Genomic DNA, 17,854 nt, shown 5'->3' on the forward strand with positions numbered 1-17,854 from the left:
TCATCCTTTTACAGATCCCGCCATTACACCACTGATAATATATTTCTGCATAAATATATAGAAAACCAGCAGCGGCAATATACCTAATACCATCATTGGAAACAGACTAGTCCAGTCTGTAGAAAACTGACCGATATTGCGATATACTTCCTGTAAAATAACATCTTTTTCTCTTTTCTGTATAAAATACAACGGTCCCATAAAATCATTCCATACATTTAAAGTATTTAAAATTACGATTGTAGCAATCATCGGCTTCAGCAATGGAAGCACAATTGTACCAAAAATTCTGAATACTCCTGCACCATCAATTCTGGCAGCTTCTTCCAGTTCTATAGGAACTGAAGAAATGGAATTTTTCATTAAAAAAGTAGCAAATGGAATATTGATAGCAATATCAATAAAAATAACTGCTGTCAGCGTATTCATTAAATCCAGGCTTCTTACCAGCTTGTACAGACCAAGAACTGCCATCTGGTATGGAAACATCATTCCGGAAAGAATTACCAGAAAAATAATTTTTGTAATTTTACTTTTCTCTTTGCGGTTTAAAACATATCCACACATAGTACTGCACATTACAATGCCAAATACAGCACATATTGTAATAAAAAGAGTATTTCCAAATGCTCTTGGATACTGCATTTTTTCAAATGCATTGATATATGGTGTAATATCCCAGAAAGACGGAAGTGCCATCGGCTTTGCAGCCGCTTCAGTTCCTGATTTAAACGTAGTAACAAGCAGATAATAAATAGGAGTTAAAACAATAAACGTGATAATTAGCAAATAAACATGCTTCAAAATCTCCATAATATTTTTTTTCGTTTTCATCAGTTTAAATACTCCTCCCATTTTTTAAATATTCCAAGCATTACAGCGGAAACAACCATTGTCATCAACAGAAATACAATTCCAAAAGCTGATGCATAACCGAAATTTCCATCTGAAAATTTTGAGTACATTAATGTCAGAATAGTTTCTGTCTGATGTGCCGGACCTCCGTTTGTAGTTGACAAGACAAGATCAAATACTTTCAGTCCTGAGATCGTGCTTGTTACAAAATTAATTTTTATGGCAGGTGCAAGCCTGGTAATGTAATATGCCAAAACTGCTGCCAACTGTTAGCTCCATCCACAGAAGCAGCTTCATAAAGATCTCCACTAATACTTTGCAAACTTCCTATGTAAATTACCATAGACCATCCAAACCACTGCCACACTGAAATTGCAATTATGGAAAATATAGCGATTTTTCCATTTCCGAGAAAGTTGATTTTTTCAAATCCCAGTTTCAAAAGCACCTGGTTTATCAAACCATAATCACTTGCAGACAGGATATATTTCCAAAGATATCCAACAACCAAGGTGCTTAATACTGCGGGTGCAAAAAAGATTCCTCGGTAAATTGTTCTTCCTCTTAATTTGGAATTCAGAAGCACTGATACAGGAAGAGAAATTAAACTTTGAATGGATACTGTAAGGATTGCAAATACCAGGGTATTCTTTAATCCTTTCAAAATAATTCCATCTGCCAAAAGCTGTTTATAATTTTTCAATCCTGAAAAAACGATATCCGGCGAAAAATTAGTCCAGTTATAAAAACTGTATTTTGTAGTAAAAATAAGCGGAATGATAAAAAAAACAGAAAATATAGAAACCGCAGGTATTGCCATGAAAATATATGGCAGATTTCGTTTTACATGATTGGCATTCATACTCTCCTTGCCCTCCTTCTTTTTATGTTTCTATTATAAATTTGATCTTTTTCTCTATAAATCCAAAAAAATTTATATGACTATCGTTTTTTTTATATCCCATTTACTTTTGTTAATTCTATTGATAACATTAACCTCTATTGCACAAAAACAGATCCTGCAAAAAGCTCATTTGCTAAATGCAGGATCGGTTTAATAAATTATGGATAATTTTAAATTTGTTAAATGATTACAATTTACTCATATCTGATTGAATCAGCTTTTGTATCAATAGCTTTCACAAGATCGTCTCCACTGATATCTCCGGAAATAACACCCTGAAGCTGGGCAGTAAACTCATCAAACAAGGACTGACTTGGAAGATTTACACTCCATCTGTCAGATGGGAATGCAATATTTCCATTGTTAATAATATCTGCAACATATTCATACTCTTCCGGCATCTGAGCCTCAACTCCGCTTCTATAGCTGGTTCCGCCAACATTTGCATCAGCAAATGCCTGCTGAACTTCAACAGAAGCCAGTGCTGTTAGAGCAGCTTCTGCACCATCGTGATTTTCCGTATTTACATTAATACCAAAGCATGCAGCTGGTCCGCCTAAAACATATTCATTTTCTCCTGTTTCGCTAAGCTGCGGAAGCATTTTAAAATTAACTCCGGATTCTTTCAGCTCTGTATACTGCCATGGACCGCCATGAAGAAATGCCACTTCTCCATTTTTAAAACTGTTCAGCATTTCCTGGCAGGAAATTCCCAGCGACTCAGAAGCAATCAGGCCTTTTTCAACTAATGTACACCATTTATTAACACAATCGTTAATATGTCCGTCCATAGTTACTTCGCCCATTGCAAATTTGGTATCAAAATCTGTTCCATCAGGGTTTGCTTCTTCATTGTTGTGATAATAAGAATTTTCCAGATACCCCAGTAAGCTGGATGTTGCAGTTGAGTCATCCGCAATCCCAAAACCATATGCAGTATAGCCTTTTTCATTAATAGTCTCGCAAGCAGCTACAAACTCATCAAATGTTTTGGGAATTTCCACCCCACATTCCTCAAGGATCGAAGCATTACACCAAATTCCGGAAAACCATCCATAGGAAGGAATTCCATAAATTTTTCCATCAGCACTGCAAAGTGACATTCCAGCCTCATTAAACTCTTTTACAAAATCATAATCTGAAATGTCTTCCACGTTACCAGCTTTGATTTCGGCTGGATAGTTTGTTCCATCCATAATAATGTCCGGGCCTTCTCCAGATGCAAGCTGTGTGCTAAGTACATTATTGTAATCAGTATTTGCAACATATGTGTACTCAATCACATACTTCCCATCCATCTGCTCATTTACCTTTTCCAGAATAGGATTCATATCATCCTCATCATACCATCCCATCAAGGTTACCGTCTCTGCATCATCCGCCATAACCAGATTGGAACCGCCTCCAACTACCATTACTGATACAGTGCATGCTGTAAGAAACATGCTAATCACTTTCTTTTTCATTTTTTTGCTACCCCTTTCGTTTATTTTTAAGTTGCTTTAAGTATAACGTTCACAGGATACGAAAAAAATAACAAAAAACTTATCTCATTATCAAATTTTTAAGATTTATATCCTATACTTTTCGTTCCAGTGTAATAAAATCTCTTCGTAATTTGATTATAGAGGTAGTTCCTCCCGGACCTGCAAAAATTTCCACACCGTATCCTTCCCCACACAGAATACGAATTCTCTTGTCAACATTGCTTACCCCATAACCAAATTCTTCATGGGACATTTTTCCCTGACCAATTTTTTCATACAACTCAAGTCCATTATCCCTGACAGTCATATAGAGTTCATTATTTTCTGCATAAATCTCAATGGATATTTTTCCTCTTTTTTCTCTCATGCAGTCAATGCCATGCTCAATTGCATTTTCCACCAGAGGCTGCAAAATAAAAATTGGAACCATCTGATTTAAAAGCGAGGGCTCAATTTTATACTCAACATCGAAGCCTTCATCGTGCGCCATAAGCTGCAGTTTCACATAGGCCTTTATATTTTCCACTTCTACATTCAAATGGTCTACGTTTATGCCCTTGTTAAGAGCAGTCCTGTAAAAAGTACCCAGTTCCGTAGTTATCTCGTAGATTCTGTCTTCTCCTTTTTCAATGGCTATCCAATTAATTGCGGAAAGATTGTTATAAAGAAAATGCGGGTTAATCTTTGACTGAAGCAGATCCAGTTCCAGGCTTTTTTTATCCAGTTTCGACTTATACACTTCATTAATAAGCGTTTGTATTTTCCGTAGCATTTTATTAATATTTTCCGCCAGCTCTCCAATTTCATCCTGGGAACTTTCTGCTATCTGAATCTCAAAATTTCCATCTTTTACTTTCTTTACCTGGTCAATAATCTGATACAAATAGTGCAGCAAAGATCTGGCACTTTTATTAACTCCTATAAATCCAAGCAGCAACAGTAAAACTACAATTACAACAGAACCAATGATTCTTGGATGAAAAGCACTTGAGAAATAAGAAGCATCAATTCTGTAAATAATTTTCCAACCGGTGTCATTTAGATTTCTTTCCTCTTCATAGCCAGCACTGTTTTCATTAACTTCCCCCTCATTATTGTATTCTAACAACACAGCTGAACCATTTTTCACCTGGATGTCCACTGGCATTTCCGAGAACATGGATATACTGTCAGAAAAAACTTTTTCCTTTACTTCTGCTCTGAGAACGCCATATACCCGATTTGGAAGGCTCATGGCAATTCTGCGTGTTATAAAATATTTTCCATTTTCATTCCACCACAAAGTATCTGCGCTATTCCAACTCGCTTCATACCAACTGTTATCTTCCAGATCGGAAGCTTTTTTGAATACTGCATCATTGTTAGAAATCCTTTTATCGGAATAAACCTCCATCTTTGAAAAATAGCTGTTGGAAAGCCAGGCGTTATAAATCAGGTTATTTACATTTGAAGTCATCTGAATGCGTTTCTTATACTCAGAATCATCTAAGCTGAGAAATTCCCTTAGTACACTGTTGCAGGTCACATATAATACGGATTTTTCGCACATCTTTATCTGATTCTCAATATTCAGGTGGTTCCGCTCAATGTTTTCTTTCGCTTCCAGAAGCTGCTGCTCCTTGATAAAATTTGTAGATGAGTACAATACAAATATCTCCAGAACCAGCACAGGAAGCATAACTAACAGCGTGTAAATGATCCTTACTTTATTCAAAAATGATTGTTTGTTGATTCTTTTTGCTATCCTATTCACCATTTTGCACCCTTTCCCTGTACTGCACCGGACTGCAGCCTTCATGATTTCGGAAAATAGAAATGTAGTAAGACACATTCAGGTATCCTACCCTCTCCGCCACATCACTTACTTTCATATTTGTCTGACGCAAAAGTTCTTTTGACTTTTCAACACGATACCAGGTAATAAATTTTACCAGATTTTTTCCAGTTTCCATTTTATATAAAGTACTTAGATAGGCAGAGGATACCTGCAGCTGCTCTGCGATATACGATACATTTAAATCACTTTCACTGTATTTTTCATAAACCAGTTCTTTTGCCATGCGGACCAGGCGGTTTTCTTTTACCTCTTCTTTTTTCTCTTCCTGCATTCTATCCAGAACGTTTTCGATTATCTTATTTACCTCTTCCAGTGTCCTTGCCTGATATATTTTCTGAATACATGGTACCATGTCCACATTAGAGTCTGTGTACTCACTGATCTGCTTCATCGCATCCGTAAAAGTATATTTTACATAAATTGAACTAAAGCCAGTCTGCTTCATTATATAGGCAAATACTTTCACAAATTCCTTCTTTATTCCGGAATAATCCTGCATTCTGGCGCAGTTAAATATCCTTTCAAAATACAGGGAAAGCATGTCATTTTCCTTTTTTAGAAAATAATCTTCATCATGAACCAATACCATACTTTTGGATACAAAAAACTGATAGTCAAGCTGGTCTTTCAATTCTGTATATTCTTTTTTCAGTTCTGTAAGACTTTCGGTCTTTTTTCCCAATATAACAAAAATATTTACCTGATATTTTTTCTGGGATTTTTCGATCAATATCTCACATTCTTTTTTCGTTTCTGCTGTCCGATAAAAATCTCTTTCCCGGATCAATAACACTACGATCTGGTTATCTGTGTTTGTAATGATCACAGTTTCTTTTCCAAAATATTCCCTGATATCTTTCAGGTACTCTTCCCATTCAATAGAAAACAAATTAGAATAACAGGAAATAATTACAGGTATACAGATTTTTTCCTGCACAACACTGGTGAATTCATTTTCCAGAGTTTCCCAATGATTTAAAGTTCCCTCTTCCAGTTCTTCAGACTCCAGATAATTAAGCAGATTCCAGCTCAGTTTTTGCTGTGCGGCCTCTTCCTTCGCCTGTATGATATCATTTCTATTTTTCTTTTCGATCTCTTTTTCCTGGCAGATTTCTATGATCTTTTCAAAAAGAGCCTTAAACGCATCCAGTTTAACTGGCTTCAAAAGATATTCCTGTACCCCTAATGAAATGGCATTCTGTGCATATTCAAATTCACCATATGCACTGTAATAATGCATATTGGATTCAGCCCTCTTTTCTGCGTTTCACGTATAAGCTGGATTCCATCCATATAGGGCATTTTTATGTCTGTGAGCAGAATGTCAAAATAATTTTTTTCCATTATTTTCAGCGCATCTTCTCCGTTTTGCGCAAATGCTGTTCTTAATGGAAACCCAAACCTTTTTAATAAAAGCGCAATTCCTTCCCGCTCTTTCTTTTCATCATCCACAATCAAAATATTGTACATAAACTCACCCCTCCATACATATATTTACTCAACTTTATTTCATCATAAAAGAAGCTTTATGTAAATACCGAAAAAATTACCTGAGTATCAATTTTTTATACTACGATACAAAACTTCTAATACACAAAAGAGTTACTATTTCCGCAAGTATCCCTGCACGCAGGTGATATCATGCTTATAGTAACTCTTTTATCTTTATAACAATATTTGCATTTTAATCCGCTAAAGTTATAGTTCACTTATTTCACTTTTACAAACTTCCACTTATTGCAGCAGTTCCATTCAGCATTCCCATCCCCTGCAGTAAGCTTATAGTATCCCTTATCCCAGCTGCATAAGCAAGATCTGAATATCTCTCGTCCCGGGTCTGCAGACAGGCGATGTAATCATCGATCACACGCTTTACAGTGTGGGATAATTGCAGCTGATCATATCGTTCCTCCAGATACTTCAGATCCTCATTGTCCTGTCTGATGTAGGAATCATTTTCATCCACCCGCTGCTGCTCCATCACCATTTTCTCAATGTTCTGAAGCATAATCATTTTTGTTGTCATTTTCATTATTGTTTTCCTCCTGATATGTACTTATAGATCACGGTTCATTGGTAACGTTTTCCCGAATCACACAAGCTGTTCTTCTGTGATTCCAAGCTATTTAGGGTTACAATTTAAGCAGTGATAAAAAATCCATTTTTCTCACACTTACCGTCATTATTCTACGTTTTATATCAAAATTTTGCAACAAAAATCGTCCGACAACTTTCCCTATAATTCGACAAAAGTGCTACTGTTCACTGATAACGTTCCGCGAGGTGTTTTTTGTGAACAAAGCTCTCAGAAAACCCGAGAATTAAGTTTGCGCAGCAAACGCTACTTCTTGTGCTTGTCACAAGAAGGTTCGTCTTTCTGCGCATCGCGAAGCGTGTTACTGGTCGCGAAGTGAACAGTAAAACAAAAGCGGCTGGAAAAGCGTGTATTTACACGCTCTAAGCTACGCCCTAAATAAATCTCACCGTTTAAAGTCCAAGAGTATCGTTTACAAGAATAACATGTATTCTATCTTTATGACGAGAATATCTTGTAATCAGAAACTGACAGCAAATCGTATCCGGAGATTTACAGTCAAAACATTTCCCTGCGGTTTTGCAAGGTGTCTTCACCTCAAATCTCTGTGCATTCGCCGGAGCTGCCACATTTCTTGCCCGCTTCATAGCTGCATCAAGATCTGAACAGACCTTATTCATTCCCACAATAAAAACCACCTTCTTCGGTCCCTGGGCAATACAGGAAACCCGATTGGAATTTCCATCAATGTTTACCATAACACCGTCACTGGTAATGGCATTTGCACTGGAAAGAAATACATCCGCATCATACGCTGCCATCAGGCTTTCTCTTGGTGACATTTTCGCGCGATTAATATAATTATAATTTCCATCCTCCAATGCCTTGATCAGTCCAATCTCATGAGCACTTGTGCAGCCACCCATGGCAATACTGCTGCCCTCCGGGATCAGTTCCAGTGCCTGCTTTACAGCAGCTTCTCTGTCTGCGGCGTAATAGCCTGACATATTGCGGGATTCCAGACCTTTGATCACATTTTGAGCCAATACTTCATTTCTTTTTTGCATATTAATATCCATTGCTTGCTCCTCCTGACATTGTTTTAGTATAAATTATAAGCCAAATTTCATTCTTTATCAACTTTCGACTTGACTCATTTTATATTTCGCCAGAGCGTAGTAAAAAAATATATTGTCATTTTTTCAGAAAATTTATTTTAATTTTAAACTTCTGTGATATAATGCCTTATTATAGAAATTTCAACGGATAAAACGAGGTAAACCTGGTGAAGAAAAAAACACTTGTGCCTCTTATCATTTTTTTACTGGGCATATGCCTTGTTGGTTTCATTGTATACAAAACAGACACCCACGAGAAGAACGAGAGACACATAACAGCACAATTAAACGCAACAACCTATGGGGAACGCATAAAAAATGAGATTGCGAGTGGAATTGAGATTACGGAAGCTCTAAAGCAGATCCTGATCAGTGAAAAAGGAGAAATCAATCAGTTTGACACGATTGCTGAAAATCTTATGTCTGATTCTATTGAGAGCGTGCAGCTTGCTCCGGATGGTGTTGTGACAGATATTTATCCGGCAGAGGGAAATGAAGCAGGTAAAATTGATCTGATTCATGATAAAGAGCGTGGAGAGATTTCCTGTTACGCAAGAGACAATCACACAGTCATTACACAAGGCCCCTTTGAATTGAAACAGGGAGGCTATGGAATTGCTGTACGCAATCCAGTTTATCTGACGGATACAAACAAACAAGAGGATTTCTGGGGATTTACCATTGTTATCCTACGCGTTCCTGATATTTTCTCAGACTCGATTTATGCTCTTTCAAATTTTGGATATGAATATAGAATTTCAAAGACGGCTTCTCCCTGGAGCGGCACCTATAAAGTTGTTTATCAGTCAGATGATCCGCTAACCCATCCAATTTCTTATGATTTTAAAATAGGCGCAGAGAGCTGGAGATTTGAAGTAACCCCCAAAAGCGGATGGCGAAATAATACACTTATAGCTGTAGTCACCGGATTTTTTCTTACCGTAATCCTGCTTCTGACAGTTCTTACCCGGGTATGGCTGGTGTCCAAAGAAAATAAAAACAGATTTCAGATACTGGCACACACGGATTCCCTTACCGGTATTAACAACCGCTATGGATTTGATGAAGCAGCAGAAAAAATCATTGCCCAAAATCCGAAAGCACATTTTGTGGCTGCACTTTTTGATATTGATGACTTTAAGTTTATTAATGATGTCTATGGGCACGCTTACGGAGACAGGGCTTTAAAAAGTCTGGCAGAGAGCATGAAAGCTTTTTTTCCACCGAATGTATTGCTTGGAAGAAACGGTGGGGACGAGTTCTGTATTCTTCTGCCTGATTATACCTTTGAAGAGGCAGACGCACAGCTGAATCAATTCACCAGACTGCCTAAGACCTTCTCTTACAAGGGAACAGAACATCACTTTTCTATTTCTCTTGGATATGCGGAATATCCGGCATTTGCCTCCAACCATTCACAGCTTATGCGCTGTGCAGATGCAGCCCTTTATGAAATAAAGCTTCATGGAAAAAACGGATGTATGGCTTACAGAGAAGGGCTTCAGTCAGGTGTCCGCAAACAGCTCGGATTTGCGCTTAAGGATGTCTCGGAGCATCTTCCGGGTGCATTTATCATATACAGAGCAGACAAAGAAGATGATGAGCTGTTCTATGCAAACCAGGAGTTTCTTCATATGACGGGATATAAAGATATGGACAAACTCTTTCGACTTACAAATAAAAGCTTTCATAACCTAATTCGGGAGGATGAGCAGAAACAGATAGAAACTAGCATCTGGGAACAGATTGACAGTGGTAATGAAAATGACTATATTCATTTTCATCTTCGAAAAGCTGACGGCTCTTACCTCTCTGTGCTTGACCATGGAAGAATCGTAGAAAGCCAGCAATACGGAAGAGTATTTTATGTATTGTTTATGGACTGGAAGGACATGCATATTCATTACGGTGATAAATTTTCCGGATAATAAAAAAATACTGTCTGGTAGAAATTTTTGCATTCTATAAACCTACGATTTCATCATCAATCTGAGAGGTTTACACAAAGTAATTTACACTCCGCCCTGTTGCATAAAATAATGCAGGTCTTGTTCAGACCTGCATTATTTTATGTGCTTTTCACACGTATTTCCCCTTCATTTTATCCGCTTTATCTTCCCAAAATCCGGTCCAGATTTTCCAGAATTACATCAACATTGATTGGTTATGCAATATGTCCATTCCTTCCTGCCTTGATTGCTTTTTTACAATCTTACTTATGTAAAAAAAACTGCTTCTATTATACGACTGCGCTACACTATGCACAAGAAAAACATTACTGCGCAATACTTATATCTGCCCATGCATATTTCTGATATAAAATGCAATCTGATAGGGCAGTCTCTCTTCCGGCGTTTTCAACTCATTTCCCAGAATTTTCCTGATATTTCCGATACGGTACAGCACCGTATTGCGATGCGTATACAATTCTGCTGCCACAGCCTGAATACTTCCATTATGCTTCAGATATGACTGAAGAGTTTCCACATAACCGGCATGATATCTTCTGTCGTATTCTTCCAATGCTGCCAGACATTCTGTTTCCATTTCCTTCAGTATTTCTTTATCTTTCACCATATAAAGCAGACGGAACAACCCGCAGTCATCAAACTTTACCACCTGCTTCTTTTGTGTCATCGCTATGTGTGCTGCTGCCTTCGCTCTCTGATAGCTTACCGAAAGCTGGGAAATATCCATACATCTGCTCCCGATTCCCACGCACAATTGCAGTCCAGGCATACGTCTTTTTCCTCTTTTTATGGCACCCTCTACAAGGCGGCACAAATACTCTTCCGAAAGCGCATTCGCTACCAGCACAAAATCAGAGTTGTAATAAAAAAAGCTTCCATTGTGAGTGATATCCTCCAGATATACCTGTATTCGATAAGACAGCTTTTTTCGCTCCACTGTGTCCATAGAGTCCAGCCCCTCACAAGTCATCAGCAGCACCTGAAAGCTTCCATCTACATCAAAATACTGTAATAAATCTTTTCTATATGCATCCTGATTATCCGGAGTCTCAATAGCTGCAATCAAGGCGGATGCGATCTGCTCATCTGTAGTATCCTGCAAAAATACATGAATACTGAAGTCTTTTATCATATCTGATAAATGCACTTCCCAGGGCACAGTCAGTAGCGGAAGGTCATTTTCATCACAGTATACTTTCAATTCTTCCGGCACCTCATAAATGTACTGTCCCACATTGATAACAAGCCCTGATGCATGATACCGGTTCAGCTGCTGTGCCAGATGCATCCAGTCTTCTTTTTCCGGAAAGCCAAGCCCGGTTGTCACTGCAAGCTCCTTTCCCCAGAAATTCTGTATGATCGTTGTATCCTCCAGAAGATGTACCCAGCTGATTGAATTGGACCATCCATTTTTTCCGGCCAGAAACTTCATTTCATATCTTGTTTCTGCTGTCAGCATCATATCCTGTATTGTAAAACTCATAAAACCTCCCTTTTTGTTACCCAAACCCATTCTGTAAAATGTTCAAATTTTTCCTTTATTATATCATATATTTTGTGTTGACAGCACATATTTTCCACTTAATTTTTAGAATCCGCCCTCATAGTTTTTCCTTAATTTTGTGCTAGAATATAAGTAACTTAAAAAACAAATTAAAGGAGGCGTGAATATGAAATTCGCAGATATACAAGTTCCCTGGATGCACTTCCCGTTCCAGAATGGATCATAGCAGAACGTTATATGTATTGTGACAATTTTATAAATGACTATACGAAGACTCGGCATTTTGATCTTCTGGCTTTTGTCAAACGTCTCTTTCGCAAATAATATGCACTTCTTTTCATAAAAAGGACATCCGTTTTTTCAGGATGTCCTTTCTTTTACTTTTTTCGGTAAATTCGAAGCATCAAAGGTGTCTCTACAAGCAGCATGGCAATCCATCCTGCCAGATAGGAATATGGCAGTGCCTCAATACCAAAATTCCATAACAAAACCATCGGTGCCGCTGCAATGACACGGACTGTCATATTGGTAAAGCTGCTCATCAAGGTCACCTTCAGATCTCCGATTCCACGGAAAAAGCCCTGAAGCGCATTTGTAACAGCGGGAAGAATATACATTACTGCAATCAGGTGAAGATAAACCACTCCATGTCCGATAACTTCCTCATCTTTTACAAATAATGACATCAATGATCTGGCAAATCCCAGACAGATCAGCATAACTGCTGCTCCATAAACAAGCTCCAGTATCATTCCACATCGGAAGCCTTCCCTCATACGGTCATTTTTTCCAGCTCCTTTATTCTGAGCCATTAATGCGGTCATCGCATGGGCAATATTCTGTTCCGGTGTGATGGCAAAATCATCAATGCGATTAACCACTGCAAAGGCTGCTGCTACCGATACTCCCATTGTATTAACCAGTGCCTGTATTGCAATTTTTCCCATCTGTACAGTTGCCTGCTGCATGGCAGATGCCCACCCGTAAGCAATGGTTTTTTTCAAAAGCCTGGCATCAAAAACCAGCCATTTCTTCCCAAGCCGAAGAATTGGTACTTTTTTCTGTATATAGATAATACAAAACAGACAGCAGAGCGCCTCACTGAGTACTGTGGAAATTGCACATCCATTACTTCCAGCCTTTAATACAATAACAAAAAACAGGTCTCCGAAAATGTTCAGAATTGCACTGATAATCAGAAAGTACAAGGGGGATGCACTGTCTCCCAATGCCCTTAAGGTGCTTGAAAAAAAGTTGTATAAAAATGTAAACATTAATCCCAGAAAAATAATCCGCAAATATTGCACTGTCATACTCATAATAGATGGATCCACCTGCAATAACAGCAGAATGGGTACAGCAAATATTACACAAACCAATGTGAGAAAAAATGAAAAAAAACGCACCAGACAACAGAGTTGTACTGATTTGTCTATGCAAAGTCTCATAATCTTTCGCTCCATACTGAATCCCCATCAGGATACTGGCTCCCATACACAATCCGTTCAGAAATAGTATCATCAACGTACTGACCGGATTACAGATTCCCACAGCCGCCAGGGCCTCCTTTCCTACAAAATGCCCTACAATAATGCTGTCAACTGCATTATAGGTCAGCTGAAACAAATTTCCCAAAACAAGAGGCACTGTAAAATTAACAAGAATGGGCATGATTTTCCCAGTAGTCAGATCTTTTGTCATATTCTCACACTCCCAACCAAAAGTTTTGCACACTCACATTTTAGCTTAAAAAAAGTAATTTCACAATGTCCTATTTTAACATTTTATATAGCATATTCTAATCGGATATGTTAAACTATAATTTGTCACTTTCTCTGTTTCATTGATTGTAATAAAATGATATGAGTGTCAAAAGGTCTTTTGACACTCATTTGATACCCGGATTGCTACGCAGCTACGCTGCTCCCGCAATCCTCCAAAACATTCGTAATCCGCTCATTTTTCTTTGAAAAATGGCTACTTACTCATGTTTTTGGCGGGTCAAGAGGTCAAAAAGCCTCTTGCAAGCAAGCTTGCATCGGCTTTCTGACCTTTTGACCCTGGTATCATCATATTATAAATTGTAAGAACTAAGGAAAACTGTAACATGCTAAATAAAAAAGATTTCTTAAAATATGCATCAACATTGGCATTTCCAATTATGATTCAAAATTTGATTTCAACATTGGTGAATATTGCTGATACTGTAATGCTTGGATATGTAAGCCAGACTGCCATGTCGGCTTCATCGCTTGCTAACCAATATACTTTCGTTCTTTTTTGTATATATTATGGTATGGCCACAGGTACATCCGTTTTATGTGCCAGTACTGGGGAAAAGGTGATAAAAAGACTGTAGAAAAGATTCTCGGCTTAGCAGAGCGATGCACCTTAATTATCTCTCTGATATTTTTCCTTATCTCCTTTTCCATGCCAACTACGGTTATGAAGATTTTTACAGACAATCCTGATACAATTGTTGCTGGAAGTGAGTATTTGAGGGTACTTTCATTTTCACTTATGTTTATGGGATTCTCTCAGGTTTTTATGAGTGCCCTTCGAAGTATCGGAAAGATAATGCTGCCTTCTGTTACATACATTGTCTCCCTTTGTGTCAATGTACTTTGTAATGCCACCTTCATCTTTGGCTTATTTGGACTTCCAAAGCTTGGCGTTACCGGTGTTGCTCTTGGTACTGTGATTGCCAGAATCGCAGAGGTATTGATTTGTCTCATCTACTCCTTGAACAAATCAAATGTGAGATTCCGAATAAAATACTTCTTTGCGAAATCGGGGATCCTGTTCCAGGATTTTATGAAAATTGCAACTCCAGCCGTTGTAAATGACCTCGTCTGGAGCTTTGCCAGTTCCGCATTCGCAGCAATTCTTGGGCATATTGGTAATGATATGGTTGCTGCAAATGCCGTCGCTGTTATGGTGGTAAACATTGGTGCTATCGCCTGTCGGGGTTTTGCCAACGCTACTACCATTATTATCAGTCAGGAGCTGGGGAAAAATCACATTGATACAGCCAGAGAATATGGGAAACGGATGCTCAGAATAACCATTATTGTAAGCCTGATCGGATGTGCCGTTATTCTGGCAATTCGCCCCCTGATACTGGATTTTTATCGGGATAAGCTGACAGAAACGGCCATTTATTATCTTGGCGTTTTTATCATTATGACGACCTGGCGTCTTGTTGGAGAAGGTATTAATACCTGTCTTATATGCGGCTGCTTCAGAGGTGGTGGTGATTCCAGATTTGGAATGATCGTTGATTCCATATTTATGTGGCTTGTAGCAGTTCCTCTCACATTTCTTGCCGCATATGTTTTTAAACTGCCGCCTATCTGGGTATACTTTGTAATGTCTTTGGATGAACTTGAAAAAATGCCTGTGGTATTTATTCACTATTTCAGAAGAAAATGGCTTACAAACATTACCAGAGATTTTGATTGATCCTACTTATTCACAATTATAAAATGCTCCCTTCTGAATGACAGGTTTTTGTTCTTTCACATTCCTGCCCAGTAGGGAGCATTTCTGAATCCTATGATCTTATTCTTTTTTGACAATCAGCCTTATACTGTAAACCGAGGCTATTGCTATGATAAAGCCTAATGGAATTGCCACACAATAAAACACAAAATTTACCAGATTGTTATATGGGCGGAGTTTATAAATTCCTTTTGAAGTCCGATAAACCTCGACCTTAACTTTATCACCAACGTATACTTTCTGATTATAGGTTTCTTCTCCTTCATAAGCTTTTCCATCAACCTCAAATGCCAATTTGGTCCGATATTTTACTGATCTTGAATTCTTTTTATTTTTGTCTTTATCATCACTGTTATCAATCTCACGGCAGGATTCTACAACTGCAATAACCTCTCGTTTGTCTGTAGTGTTTTTGTACTCCTGGCTTTCAATTCTGTTTAAAATCATACCATATATTCCTATACCACACATGGCAATGCCCAGGACGAAACCTAATACCGAATATAATATATTGTTCCGCTTCTCTTTTTTATCCTGCTTCATACACATCCTCCGCAAAACCTGTTTTTGTTTTCGATTCTTGTAAAGAACACATATTGGAAAAAATTCTCCTTCCATTGACCATGTATTCTCTATACTAATAATAATCCATCAAAAACCGGTTTGCACTATTACTTGTGCCAGTAAATGAAGAGAAAATGTTATTGCTTACTTTGTCCACAAAAAACACCTCGCGGAACGTTGCCAGTGACTTCACATGTATCTATCCAGACAGTCAACTCTACAGCTCTCCGAGTCTCTCTCTCAAATTTTTTCGTGCTTCAGTTGCACTCATAGTTTTGGCACCATCTATTCTTTCCCACTCAGCCTGAAGTACTCTGGCACGTAACCGAAGTAACTGTTCACGCTTTTCATATGTATCAATACTCTTAATTACCATATCTCCCTCATCATTTTGGGTGATATAAATAGACTCGTTGGTTGCTTTTAAACAATAGTCAGCTACTTTCAGACTATCATCAGCTTGTGTAATTCGATAATTGCTTAAATCTTTTTGTCTCTCATCCAATTACAATTCCCTCCTTCTCTACATTATCATAAAACGGCAATGCTCCCAGCCAGTATCTGTAATGTGCTTCATTCTCCAGAACTGGATTTATTACAATCCCTGACTCCAGTTCTAGATCAAACGCCAGATCAAAAATACTGTTTTCGACCTGCTCTATTTCTTCTTTTGAAAGAGGTGTTAATATCATAACATCAATATCCGAATTTTCCTTATAATCTCCACGGGCATAAGAACCATAGACAATAAGTTTGGATAGATTATTTTTTAATATTTTTTTAGTCCCTTGTACAAATAGCATTAATACTTCCTGTCTAATCAAGTTGCTACCTCCTGTCAGATTCTTTTCATCTACAGTAATATTTTAATAATATTGCAGCTGACTACGTAAAGCAAGCTATTATTTTACTTTTATTTTTGAAAGCGCAACCTTTGAAACTATCAAGCATGGAAATTCCAGTTTCCAGCTATAAAAAAAGTGAATATTATACCAGAATATTATTTTGAAGCTGCTTAAATATTTTGTATCTGCTGTCAGTTCTGCTGTCAAATCTGCTGTCAAAATCCATTTTGGGGCTAAATAAGAGGTGTTCCAGAAGGGTGTAAATATATCCAGACATCAAAAAAACCCTTGAAAATCAAGGGTTTCAGGTCATGCCGCAGACCGGAATCGAACCGGTACGGGTATCACTACCCACGGGATTTTAAGTCCCGGGCGTCTGCCAGTTCCGCCACTGCGGCATATGGGACCTATAGGGCTCGAACCTATGACCCTCTGCTTGTAAGGCAGATGCTCTCCCAGCTGAGCTAAGATCCCATAAAAGAAAAAATATTAAATTAGCTGTAAAAACAGCAGCGACCCGGAAGAGACTCGAACTCTCGACCTCCGCCGTGACAGGGCGGCGCTCCAACCAACTGAGCCACCGGGCCAGAAGAATATTAAATTAAATGGACCTTCGGGGACTCGAACCCAGGACCGACCGGTTATGAGCCGGTTGCTCTAACCAACTGAGCTAAAGGTCCAAAAAGCCGATGATCGGACTCGAACCGATAACCTGCTGATTACAAATCAGCTGCTCTGCCAATTGAGCCACATCGGCACAATACTTATAAACTGTATTATACACCAAATGTCAGAGTAAAGCCACACCAAATTGCCATTTTATTTAATTTTCTCAGTGACTCCAAGGGGATTTGAACCCCTGTTACCGCCGTGAAAGGGCGGTGTCTTGACCGCTTGACCATGGAGCCTAACATTTCCATAAAAAACTCCCCCTGTTGGACTCGAACCAACGACACTTCGGTTAACAGCCGAATGCTCTACCGACTGAGCTAAGGAGGAATATAAAGGTTTGCACCTTCAAAACTACATACATGTTACATCCTTGTGGAATATTTGTCAAGAATCTTTTTCAAAACCTTGCGATTGTTGGTCAAGCCCTCACCCTATTAGTAACAGTCAGCTCCATGTGTTACCACACTTCCACCCCTGCCCTATCTACCTCGTCGTCTTCAAGGGGGTTTACTTCTTTCGAATGGGACATCTCATCTTGAGGGGGGCTTCACGCTTAGATGCC

Annotated in this window: 15 protein-coding genes, 7 tRNA genes, 1 rRNA gene and 1 pseudogene; 2 read left to right on the plus strand and 22 right to left on the minus strand. The window is 38.4% G+C overall.

Features of this window, described 5'->3' with window-relative positions; translation table 11 throughout:
- From DW904_RS14440 to DW904_RS14480, 9 genes are all read right to left on the minus strand, one after another.
- Positions 1–834, minus strand: a complete 834-nt coding sequence (locus tag DW904_RS14440) for a carbohydrate ABC transporter permease (protein ID WP_118581874.1) — start codon at positions 832–834, stop codon at positions 1–3.
- A complete protein-coding gene (locus DW904_RS14445; protein WP_118581877.1) occupies positions 834–1,121 on the minus strand; it encodes a sugar ABC transporter permease in 288 nt (95 codons plus the stop codon). Before DW904_RS14445 ends, DW904_RS14440 begins: the two co-directional genes overlap by 1 nt.
- Positions 1,073–1,717 carry a sugar ABC transporter permease gene (locus tag DW904_RS14450; protein ID WP_118581880.1) on the minus strand — a complete coding sequence of 215 codons (645 nt, stop codon included), beginning with the start codon at positions 1,715–1,717 and terminating at the stop codon, positions 1,073–1,075. Before DW904_RS14450 ends, DW904_RS14445 begins: the two co-directional genes overlap by 49 nt.
- A 236-nt stretch (positions 1,718–1,953) precedes the next feature.
- On the minus strand, positions 1,954–3,225 hold the full coding sequence (locus DW904_RS14455; protein WP_118581882.1) for an extracellular solute-binding protein: 1,272 nt from the start codon (positions 3,223–3,225) through the stop codon (positions 1,954–1,956).
- 112 nt (positions 3,226–3,337) lie between these two features.
- Positions 3,338–5,002 (minus strand): histidine kinase, encoded by a 1,665-nt coding sequence (locus DW904_RS14460; protein ID WP_202187730.1) that lies wholly within the window; start codon positions 5,000–5,002, stop codon positions 3,338–3,340.
- Positions 4,992–6,323 carry a helix-turn-helix domain-containing protein gene (locus DW904_RS14465; protein WP_118581886.1) on the minus strand — a complete coding sequence of 444 codons (1,332 nt, stop codon included), beginning with the start codon at positions 6,321–6,323 and terminating at the stop codon, positions 4,992–4,994. Before DW904_RS14465 ends, DW904_RS14460 begins: the two co-directional genes overlap by 11 nt.
- Positions 6,266–6,553, minus strand: a complete 288-nt coding sequence (locus tag DW904_RS14470; protein ID WP_118581888.1) for a response regulator — start codon at positions 6,551–6,553, stop codon at positions 6,266–6,268. Before DW904_RS14470 ends, DW904_RS14465 begins: the two co-directional genes overlap by 58 nt.
- A 250-nt stretch (positions 6,554–6,803) precedes the next feature.
- Positions 6,804–7,115, minus strand: coding sequence for a hypothetical protein (locus DW904_RS14475; protein WP_118581890.1), 312 nt, complete (start codon positions 7,113–7,115; stop codon positions 6,804–6,806).
- A 455-nt stretch (positions 7,116–7,570) separates the two neighbouring features.
- Positions 7,571–8,197 (minus strand): lactate utilization protein, encoded by a 627-nt coding sequence (locus DW904_RS14480; RefSeq protein WP_118581892.1) that lies wholly within the window; start codon positions 8,195–8,197, stop codon positions 7,571–7,573.
- A 206-nt stretch (positions 8,198–8,403) separates the two neighbouring features.
- On the opposite strand from DW904_RS14480, the gene DW904_RS14485 reads away from it, so the two are divergent.
- Positions 8,404–10,164 carry a diguanylate cyclase gene (locus tag DW904_RS14485; protein WP_118581894.1) on the plus strand — a complete coding sequence of 587 codons (1,761 nt, stop codon included), beginning with the start codon at positions 8,404–8,406 and terminating at the stop codon, positions 10,162–10,164.
- A 361-nt stretch (positions 10,165–10,525) separates the two neighbouring features.
- On the opposite strand, the gene DW904_RS14490 is transcribed toward DW904_RS14485, so the two are convergent.
- Entirely contained in the window at positions 10,526–11,689 is a 1,164-nt protein-coding gene (locus DW904_RS14490) for a PucR family transcriptional regulator (protein ID WP_118581897.1), read from the minus strand.
- Positions 11,690–12,087: 398 nt separating this feature from the next.
- The gene (locus DW904_RS14495) at positions 12,088–13,173 is read right to left on the minus strand and encodes an MATE family efflux transporter (RefSeq protein ID WP_347562157.1); all 1,086 of its coding nucleotides are present in this window, start codon (positions 13,171–13,173) and stop codon (positions 12,088–12,090) included.
- A 746-nt stretch (positions 13,174–13,919) separates the two neighbouring features.
- Here DW904_RS14495 and DW904_RS14500 point away from each other — a divergent pair.
- A pseudogene (locus DW904_RS14500) lies at positions 13,920–15,172 on the plus strand (MATE family efflux transporter).
- Between the two features lie 99 nt (positions 15,173–15,271).
- Here DW904_RS14500 and DW904_RS14505 read toward each other — a convergent pair.
- The 11 genes from DW904_RS14505 to DW904_RS14555 all read right to left on the minus strand — a co-directional run.
- On the minus strand, positions 15,272–15,754 hold the full coding sequence (locus DW904_RS14505) for a hypothetical protein (protein ID WP_118581900.1): 483 nt from the start codon (positions 15,752–15,754) through the stop codon (positions 15,272–15,274).
- 238 nt (positions 15,755–15,992) lie between these two features.
- On the minus strand, positions 15,993–16,280 hold the full coding sequence (locus DW904_RS22970; protein ID WP_347562158.1) for a type II toxin-antitoxin system Phd/YefM family antitoxin: 288 nt from the start codon (positions 16,278–16,280) through the stop codon (positions 15,993–15,995).
- Positions 16,273–16,599 carry a nucleotidyltransferase domain-containing protein gene (locus tag DW904_RS14515; protein WP_306797107.1) on the minus strand — a complete coding sequence of 109 codons (327 nt, stop codon included), beginning with the start codon at positions 16,597–16,599 and terminating at the stop codon, positions 16,273–16,275. Before DW904_RS14515 ends, DW904_RS22970 begins: the two co-directional genes overlap by 8 nt.
- Positions 16,600–16,932: 333 nt before the next feature.
- A tRNA-Leu gene (locus DW904_RS14520) sits at positions 16,933–17,018 on the minus strand.
- Positions 17,019–17,021: 3 nt separating this feature from the next.
- Positions 17,022–17,094 (minus strand) — tRNA-Val (locus tag DW904_RS14525).
- A gap of 39 nt (positions 17,095–17,133) precedes the next feature.
- Positions 17,134–17,207 (minus strand) — tRNA-Asp (locus tag DW904_RS14530).
- A gap of 19 nt (positions 17,208–17,226) precedes the next feature.
- Positions 17,227–17,300, minus strand: a tRNA-Ile gene (locus DW904_RS14535).
- 4 nt (positions 17,301–17,304) lie between these two features.
- Positions 17,305–17,377: transfer RNA gene (locus DW904_RS14540), tRNA-Thr, on the minus strand.
- Positions 17,378–17,456: 79 nt separating this feature from the next.
- Positions 17,457–17,528: transfer RNA gene (locus DW904_RS14545), tRNA-Glu, on the minus strand.
- Positions 17,529–17,546: 18 nt separating this feature from the next.
- Positions 17,547–17,619, minus strand: a tRNA-Asn gene (locus DW904_RS14550).
- Positions 17,620–17,706: 87 nt separating this feature from the next.
- A 23S ribosomal RNA gene (locus DW904_RS14555) occupies positions 17,707–17,854 on the minus strand; the annotation flags it as partial.

Origin of the sequence: Ruminococcus sp. AM42-11 (genome assembly GCF_003480145.1) — a bacterium.
GTDB lineage: Bacteria > Bacillota > Clostridia > Lachnospirales > Lachnospiraceae > Blautia_A > Blautia_A faecis.

Coding starts and splice junctions, on each gene's coding strand:
- DW904_RS14490 (WP_118581897.1), bottom strand. CDS start 11,689: ATGAGTTTTACAATACAGGATATGATGCTGACAGCAGAAACAAGATAT.
- DW904_RS14460 (WP_202187730.1), bottom strand. CDS start 5,002: ATGGTGAATAGGATAGCAAAAAGAATCAACAAACAATCATTTTTGAAT.
- DW904_RS14450 (WP_118581880.1), bottom strand. CDS start 1,717: ATGAATGCCAATCATGTAAAACGAAATCTGCCATATATTTTCATGGCA.
- DW904_RS14440 (WP_118581874.1), bottom strand. CDS start 834: ATGAAAACGAAAAAAAATATTATGGAGATTTTGAAGCATGTTTATTTG.
- DW904_RS14465 (WP_118581886.1), bottom strand. CDS start 6,323: ATGCATTATTACAGTGCATATGGTGAATTTGAATATGCACAGAATGCC.
- DW904_RS14505 (WP_118581900.1), bottom strand. CDS start 15,754: ATGAAGCAGGATAAAAAAGAGAAGCGGAACAATATATTATATTCGGTA.
- DW904_RS14470 (WP_118581888.1), bottom strand. CDS start 6,553: ATGTACAATATTTTGATTGTGGATGATGAAAAGAAAGAGCGGGAAGGA.
- DW904_RS14475 (WP_118581890.1), bottom strand. CDS start 7,115: ATGAAAATGACAACAAAAATGATTATGCTTCAGAACATTGAGAAAATG.
- DW904_RS14495 (WP_347562157.1), bottom strand. CDS start 13,173: ATGGAGCGAAAGATTATGAGACTTTGCATAGACAAATCAGTACAACTC.
- DW904_RS14480 (WP_118581892.1), bottom strand. CDS start 8,197: ATGGATATTAATATGCAAAAAAGAAATGAAGTATTGGCTCAAAATGTG.
- DW904_RS14455 (WP_118581882.1), bottom strand. CDS start 3,225: ATGAAAAAGAAAGTGATTAGCATGTTTCTTACAGCATGCACTGTATCA.